Annotated in this window: 6 protein-coding genes; 5 read left to right on the top strand and 1 reads right to left on the bottom strand. The window is 60.8% G+C overall.

Going from position 1 to position 7,938, the window contains the following annotated elements:
- The first annotated feature begins 80 nt into the window (after nucleotides 1-80).
- From MA07_RS08365 to MA07_RS08345, 5 genes are all read left to right on the top strand, one after another.
- Nucleotides 81-905, top strand: a complete 825-nt coding sequence (locus tag MA07_RS08365) for an IS5 family transposase (protein WP_152568675.1) — start codon at nucleotides 81-83, stop codon at nucleotides 903-905.
- Nucleotides 906-2,431: 1,526 nt separating this feature from the next.
- Nucleotides 2,432-2,974: a hypothetical protein gene (locus MA07_RS08360; RefSeq protein ID WP_036349234.1), complete on the top strand. Its 543-nt coding sequence runs from the start codon at nucleotides 2,432-2,434 to the stop codon at nucleotides 2,972-2,974.
- Nucleotides 2,975-2,986: 12 nt separating this feature from the next.
- Nucleotides 2,987-3,424 (top strand): DUF1801 domain-containing protein, encoded by a 438-nt coding sequence (locus MA07_RS08355; protein WP_036349231.1) that lies wholly within the window; start codon nucleotides 2,987-2,989, stop codon nucleotides 3,422-3,424.
- A complete protein-coding gene (locus MA07_RS08350; protein WP_052002954.1) occupies nucleotides 3,421-3,948 on the top strand; it encodes an NADPH-dependent FMN reductase in 528 nt (175 codons plus the stop codon). The genes MA07_RS08355 and MA07_RS08350 overlap by 4 nt, the downstream gene beginning before the upstream one ends.
- 528 nt (nucleotides 3,949-4,476) lie before the next feature.
- Nucleotides 4,477-5,859, top strand: a complete 1,383-nt coding sequence (locus MA07_RS08345) for an HTH domain-containing protein (RefSeq protein ID WP_036349228.1) — start codon at nucleotides 4,477-4,479, stop codon at nucleotides 5,857-5,859.
- A 68-nt stretch (nucleotides 5,860-5,927) separates the two neighbouring features.
- Here MA07_RS08345 and MA07_RS08340 read toward each other — a convergent pair whose 3' ends face one another.
- On the bottom strand, nucleotides 5,928-7,904 hold the full coding sequence (locus MA07_RS08340) for a methyl-accepting chemotaxis protein (protein ID WP_036349226.1): 1,977 nt from the start codon (nucleotides 7,902-7,904) through the stop codon (nucleotides 5,928-5,930).
- Between the last annotated feature and the right edge of the window lie 34 nt (nucleotides 7,905-7,938).

The following is a 7,938-nucleotide window of genomic DNA, read 5'->3' as shown; positions in this document are numbered from 1 at the left end:
AAGAGGCTGACTGAAAAAGGTTGAGTGGCTTCAAGCCCTTGTGATTCCGTCGGATTTGCGAAGATTCGATGGAGTTCACGATGGTTTGGACTGAGGCCACTCGCCGACACTATCGGCGAGACGGACTGCGTTATGCAAGCAATCTCACCGATGCCGAATGGGCGCTGATCAAGCCCTTCATGCCCGCCGCCCGGCGGATCGGCCGTCCCCGCACCACATGTCTGCGGGCGGTGGTTGAGGCGATCCTGTATCTGGCCGCGACCGGTTGCCAATGGCGCCAGTTGCCCAAGGAGTTTCCGCCATACTCCACTGTGCAGAGCTATTTCTATGCCTGGTCACGGGATGGCACGTTCGAGCGGATCAACCATGCCCTTGTGGCCGCCTCGCGCGAGAGGGTCGGCCGGGAGGCGAGCCCATCCGCGGGCGTGATCGACAGTCAGTCGGTGAAGACAACGGAAAGCGGTGGACCGCGCGGCTTTGATGCCGGCAAGAAGATCAAGGGCCGCAAGCGCCACATCATCACCGACACGCAAGGCCATCTGGTCGGGCTGCGCGCTCATCCCGCCGACATCCAGGACCGCGACGGGGCGATGGAGGTGCTGACATCCATCCGCGTCCTCTATCCCTGGCTGCGCCATGTCTTTGCCGATGGTGGCTATGCGGGAGACAAGCTGCGCGACGCCGTCGCCGCTCTTGGGCACTGGACCATCGAGATCATCAAGCGCTCCGACGCGGGCAAAGGCTTTGCGGTCCTCAAGCGCCGCTGGGTTGTGGAGCGAACCTTCGGTTGGCTTGGACGCTGCCGCCGCCTGGCCAAGGACTTTGAAGCGTCGATTGAAAGTGCGGTGGCTTGGATCTTCATCGCCCATATTCGGATGCTGACCAGAAGACTTGTAAGGCCCTGAAACCAGACCGGTCTTTCTGAGTCAGACTCTTAGGCCATCAGCAGTTACTGACACACCTGCAAGAATTCAGAAGGTTAAATACCTCACTGGAGACACGTCTATAGAATTTCGAAGGCAGGCGTTGGAAATAGCAGCACAGATAGATGCTAATCGCAGCTTTGGTGATTTCGAGTATTGGGTTGAGGCTGGATCCGCAGCCTTCGCTATGATGACGTCTCTTAAACATTCATCATGGGCCTACGAACGTGAAATCAGATTAGCTCACGTTCAACCAATTAGGTCACCTAATGAATCCAAAGCTGGGTTTTCGTTGACGAGCCTCCTTCCCAATGGTGCACCCGTTGAATGGACACAGCCTAAAGAGCGCTCACGCGACTCTGGGAGGATAAAGTATCTTGAGTTTCCGTTCGGACGTTTTCGAAACGGTTCCTTTGATTATAGACGAGCAATAGAGAGAGTTATAATTGGTCCTAACTGCAATCTAACCAAAGATCAGATAGCCGCAGCATTGAAGGAAAATGGCTTTGATAATTACGAAATTGAATTGTCAGAGTGCCAAATCAGATAGTTGACTGTCTCCTGATTCTGATTCTCCCTTGCTCACACGGCGTACGCAATAATGCTTTCAACCGCAAAAAGGGCAATGAAGGCAGTTTCGGCTTTCAGAGTAACAACCTGGGCGCCGATCATAACATCAGTTCTCGCTGGGTACTTAGCCGGGCTTTCGTCAGCTCCCTGGCTAAACTCATCGGTTCTTGATGGAGGCGTCGCAACCCTCGTTGGCTCTGCGCTTGGAGCAGGTATAACTGTAGCAGGCTCTCTCTGGATTGCTCGTTACCAGACAGAGTTGCGCGAGCGTTCGTTTGCTCGATTTGTAGCAGACGCTGCTGCAGCGATCCGAGATGAAGCCTATGTTCTGACGAGCCTGCTATGCATTGATGATTGGGAAGATAATGTTGCTTATGCGGAAAAATAAAGAAACAAGTACAGTACGTAGCAGAAGCAATCGATCTGTTTCAGAAAAATTCGCCGTTTTCAGACATTGGCAATTATGAAGCCCGTCTATGGCTTAGCCGTTTGGACGAAGCAATCCAAAGCAATCAACGTATTCTAGATAAAGAGTTGATTTGGCTTGATCGGCCGACGCGCAAAGTCCTCGAGAATGCTCGAGGCGATTTAGTGGTTGCCGCAGAAGCGATGTTTACTGGATGCGTCCACGTTTGCAGGGAGCTGCGACATAATCGAGAGCTTCTAAGCGATGAGGCCCTAGAAAGAAGGTTGAACTTGTTGAATTGAGCATCCCTCATTCAGTGTCACTAAAAGAAAGTGGCTGCAGCATTGAGGAATAGCGGCTCTGAAAATACAGAGGGTACACCCTCCCCCTCTCAACAGATCGACGCGAAAATCCAGAAGCTGAAGGACTGGCGCGGCTTGTGCCGGAGGTCATACAAGTATTGCAAGCTGGGCTCGCTGCTTTTATCGCACATGGTATGCAGCCCACCTGAAGAGAAACCGGAGCTTCCATCATGCAACGTCTAATTGGCTTGAACGCCTTGGCCATTGCCCTGATTGGCTCCGGGACTACCCTTGGACAAGCTCAGGGTTTGCCCGCTGGAGAATACAGACTCACGCCAGTTCTGACTCACGAGAACGTCAATTACGACCCGGATGAAATCTGGTCTGAAGCCGAGCTGACTCCATTCGGCATCCCTGCCCGTTTACCGAGTATCTATACGGATCAGGATATAACCAATCTTGGGCTTATGACGTTTTCCGTCGTCGACAATACATGCAATAGGACCAACGACTGCGAATTCAGGATCATGATCAGGCTGCCCAGGGGCAGTAAATCTATTCTTGCAACTGGCAAGATCATGCTCGGCGGAACAGCCGTGGTGGCCGATGACCTTACGACGGTTACAACCGAGACTTCCACGGGAATTCAAACCTTCAGGACTGGTCTGACGCGGACGAAGGTAATCTCGTGCAAAGAAGATGGCACCTGCATCGAGTATACCCCGCCCCAGCCCAGCCCTTTGCCTATGCCTCAATGGCGGCGTGATCGCTAAGCTACAACCACCATGCAGAAGGACAAAAGTGCCGTGGAGGACGAAAACGGAGAAACGCCCTCCCAACAGATCGACGCTCATATCCAGCACCTGAACGACTGGCGCGGCGAGGCGCTGGCGTGGGTCCGGGCGCTCATCCGGCAGGCTGTGCCCGATGTGGTCGAGGCGGTGAAGTGGCGTGGGGTTCCGGTGTGGGAGAAGGCCGGGATCATCTGCACGGGCGAGGCCTACAAGGCCGTCGTGAAACTGACCTTTCCCAAGGGCGCCGCGCTTGACGACCCGTCCCGCCTCTTCAACGCCAGCCTCGACGGCAACACCCGCCGCGCCATCGATCTGCGCGAGGGCGATGCGCTCGACGAGCAGGCCTTCCAAACCCTCATTCAGGCCGCCGCTGCGCTCAACACCGCCAAACCCGCCAGGCGCCCCGAACGGGTATCCGCAGGCCCATGAACCTCCTCGCCCTCTCCGGCAGCCTGCGGGACGGCTCGTTCAACATCATGGCGTTGCGTGCGCTGCAGACCCTCGCGCCCGAGGGTGTCGCGCTCGTGCTCTTTGAGGGCACCGGCACCCTGCCCCATTTCAACCTCGATGTGGAAATGCACGCGCTGCCGGACATGGTAGCCGATTTCCGCCGGCAGGTGGCCGAGGCCGCCGGGCTCGTCATCGCCTGTCCGGAATATGCACACAGCATTCCCGGCACCTTCAAGAACGCCCTCGACTGGCTGGTGGGCATGCCGGACTTCCCGGGCAAGCCGGTGATGCTCATCAACACCGCGCCCCGCGCCTCTCACGCCCAGGCGGCCCTCCGCGAAGTTCTCGCCACCATGTCCGCGCGGCTCGTGCCGGAGGCTTGCGTCACCGTGGACCTGCGCGAGCCTGACGCGCCGGAGCGGCTGCAGGCGGGCCTCGCGGCCTTCCTGCGCGCCTGCGCCCCGTCGGCGGCACAAGCGCCAGCGCCCGCCCCGCTCGGGTGATCTCGACCCGGGGGCGCAGGAGCCATGTTCTCATTTTGTTCTTGACAAAAGCAGCAGTCTTCGCTATAACATCACCCATCCTCGCCCGACGAGGGGCGCGCTCGCGAGGCGTCGCAAGAACGGGGCGAGGAGCGGTCCCGCCGCAGGTCTCGCAAGCCTGTGATCGCGGGTGGCCGATCCTGGCTTGATCCAGGTCCGCTGAAACAAACCGCGCGTGATGAGCAGCTTGGCTCTCACTTTCACCAACAGACATCGAGCCGGGCTGCACGACGCGCCACCCTCGATTGCCTTCAAGCCCAGGGCCTGACCGGCCCTGGGACTGAGGACCCATGCCTTCGTTCGTTCCCGTATCCTTTTCAGCGATCCATTGCCCGGGGTTTCATGAGGAGATTGCAGCACATCCCATCCGGCAGGCCCCCGCCATCGATACCCGCCACAAGCGCCCTTGAAGGCCGACGCGCTCTCCACCCACAGCTCAGCCCGACCATGCTGTCACCATCTGTCAGGATGTCATGCTAAGCTTCGGCCATGTCACGCGCCGAACGCCTTTTCGATCTCCTGCAAATCCTCCGCCGGCACCGCCGTCCGGTGAGCGGGGCAGTGCTGGCCAGGGAGGCGGAGATTTCCCTGCGCACGCTCTATCGCGACATCGCCTCGCTCCAGGGCATGGGCGCGCAGATCGAGGGCGAGCCGGGGCTCGGCTATGTGCTGAAGCCCGGTTTCCTGCTCCCTCCCCTGATGTTCTCGCCCCAGGAGATCGAGGCGCTGGCGCTTGGCCTCCAATGGGTTGGGCGGCGCACCGACGAGGGGATGGGACAGGCGGCCCGCAACGTGATGGCCAAAGTCGCCGCCGTGCTTCCCGCCGACCTGCGCGAGCGCATGGAGGACGACGCCCTGGTGGTCGGTCACGGCTGGGATCGGCCGCAGCCCGTGGATCTCGCGCTGCTTCGGCGCGCCCTGAACGAAGGGCGGAAGCTGTCCCTCAGCTACACCGACGAGAAGGGTGCGCGCTCCGAGCGGATCATCTGGCCCGTGTCGATCGGCTTCTTCGAATCGACCCGCGTGCTGGTGGCCTGGTGCGAGCTGCGGGGAAGCTTCCGGCATTTCCGCACCGACCGGATCGAGGCGGCCGAGATCCTGCCCGAGCGCCTGCCCCGGCCGCGCCGGCAGCTCATGAAGGAATGGCAGAAAACGCTGCTGCCAGAATCTGACAGTGGCACGCGCTATTCAGTCTCCCGTTCACACACCACCCGGGAGACACCCATGAGCACGCAAACCAAGAGCGCAGACCTCGTCTTCTATACCAATCCGCAATCGCGCGGCGGCATCGTGCACTGGATGCTGGAGGAGATCGGCCGTCCCTACACCATCAAGGTGCTGGATTACGGGACCACGATGAAGGCGCCGGAATACCTCGCCGTCAATCCCATGGGCAAGGTGCCGGCCATCCAGCACGGCGGGATCGTCGTGACGGAGGCCGCCGCCATCTGCGCCTATCTGGCCGATGCATTCCCCGAGGCGGGCCTTGCGCCCGAGCCCCAGCATCGGGGGGATTATTACCGCTGGCTGTTCTTCACCGTCGGCTGCCTGGAACCTGCCGCCTCCAACCACGCTATCGGCTGGGATCCCTCGTCTGATATGGAAATGCGCTTCGGCTACGGCTCCTATCCGCGTGTGCTCGATACGCTCTCCGCCTGGCTGGAAGGTCGGACCTATGTGGCAGGCGATCGCTTCACCGCCGCCGACGTCCTGCTTGCCAGCCACCTGCAATGGGGCATGGCGACGGGCATGATCGAGAAGCGCCGCGCCTTCGAGGCTTATATCGAGCCGCACGTCCATCGCCCCGCGGCGAAACGGGCCGACGAGCAGATCGAGAAGATGACGGCCCAGCAGGCGTGGAAGGCGGCGTGACAACGCCCTGAACAGCATCGTCGCCGGACAGAACGATTCCGGCGACGATGATAGACGGGCATCAGTAATCAGGCGGCCTTCACGTCCTGCAGGAAGGTCGAGACCTCGCGGGTGAGGTCGTTGGAGTTGTGCGCCAGCTCCTGGGCCGCGCTCAGAACCTGGGATGCGGCCGCACCGGTCTCGCCGGCCCCTTGCTGCACGGTCTGAATGCTCCCGGTGACCTCGTCCGTCCCGCGGGCCGCCTGCTGCACGTTGCGGGCGATCTCCGTGGTGGCGGCACCCTGCTGTTCCATGGCGGCCGCGATTGAGACGGAGATCTGGGACATCTCCGCAATGGTCCGGCCGATCTCCTGGATGGCCGAGACCGTCAGCTGGGTCGCCTGCTGGACGGAGGCGATCTGCTGCGAAATCTCCTCGGTGGCCCTGGCGGTCTGGGTGGCCAGTTCCTTCACCTCGGAGGCCACCACAGCAAACCCCTTGCCGGCTTCTCCGGCGCGGGCGGCCTCGATGGTGGCGTTGAGCGCAAGCAGGTTGGTCTGGCCGGCGATGGTGTTGATCAACTGCACGACGTTGCCGATCCTTTCGGCGCTGGCCGCAAGCTCCTGCACCGTGGTCGTGGTCTTTCGCGTATCCACCACGGCCCGCTCGGCGATCACTGACGACTGGCTCACCTGCGACGCGATCTCACGGATGGAGATCGACAGTTCCTCGGTGGCGGCAGCAACCGTCTGAACATTGGATGAGGCCTGCTGGGCGGCGGAGGACACCGTCAGCGACTGCTGGGTGGTGTCGTTCGCCACCTGGCTCATGGTCTGCGCGGTCGCCTCCATCTCGGTGGCGGCCGCCGACAGGGACCGGGTCAGGGCGGAGACATTCATCTCGAACCGCTTCGTCAACTGGTCGAGCATCTCGGCCCGGCGGGACTTGGCATCGGCCTCGAGAGCGGCCTGCTCGTCGGCAGCCCTTTTCGCGATCATCGCGTCCTTGAAGACCTGCACGGCCCGGGCCATCGTGCCCACCTCATCCCGGCGCCCCTGCCCGGAGACCTCGACCGAAACGTCGTCCCGGGAGAGCTGCGCCATCGTATTGCTTAAGGCGAGGATCGGCTTGGACACGGCGCGTCCGATGATCCAGGAGAGCGCCGCAACGGCCGACAGCGCCAGGCCGATGGCGATCCACATCGTCCGGGTCGTGGAGGCCGTAGCCGCCTGCATCCCGGCCTTGGCGCGCACATATCCGTCAGCCGCGGCCGAAAGAATGGCCGAGACCGCCGGATCGACTTTGGCATAGGCGGTTGAAAGCGCCTTCGTCTCGTTCCCGAGATCGAGCGAGGCAGTCATGTAATCCGCGAAGTCCTTCTGGTAGCCGGTCATGAGGCGCCTGATCTCGCCCTGGGCCGCCGGAGCAACGAGCGACGAGGACAGCGCCGTCGCGAACTCGTCTGCCCGCTTCTTCATGTCCTCGCCGTATTTGGCGTCGAGGCGCAGCATGAAATCCTTCTCATGGCGCCGCATCATCAGAATCAGATTGGTCAGGCGCGGATCGCCGGCCTCGGCGAGCTTTGCTTCGACCGCCCGGACAGAGGCGCGCAGAGTGCCCTGCAATCCGGAATTCTCGTCAAGACCGAGCTTATGCTGAGCAGAGACCAGTTTGCCGAAGCTGCTGCGGTATGCGGCAAAGCCGTCGCGCAGGATCGTGACCTGACCGGACATGCCGGAGAGTTCAGGATAGTTGGCCATGAGGTCGTCGAACTTCGTCAGGTCCTTCTCGAAGGCCTGCGTCAGCTCGCCATGGCGCTTAACGTACTTCTCCTCGCGGCGCAGCAGGAAGTCCTTCTCGGCGCGGCGCATCTCGAGCAGTTCGACATTGGCCGTATTCGCGAGATGCTCGAGCTGTTCGGCAGCACTCAACGAACTTTCATAGCCGGACAGGGTATTCTGGGCAGTGAAATAGATCGCCCCGATGGCCAGCATACCGGTCGAGGCGGCTATCCCGATCAGTCCAATCTGAAATTTGAGGCTGATCCTCGCCAGAAACGATCCCATTGTTTCCCCCAATGCTCCACCTGCATTATATTTC

The organism is Microvirga sp. BSC39 (assembly GCF_000739015.1).
In the GTDB taxonomy this organism is placed as follows: domain Bacteria; phylum Pseudomonadota; class Alphaproteobacteria; order Rhizobiales; family Beijerinckiaceae; genus Microvirga.
Note: the sequence above shows the minus strand (reverse complement) of the source record. Positions and strands in the feature narration are given on the sequence as shown.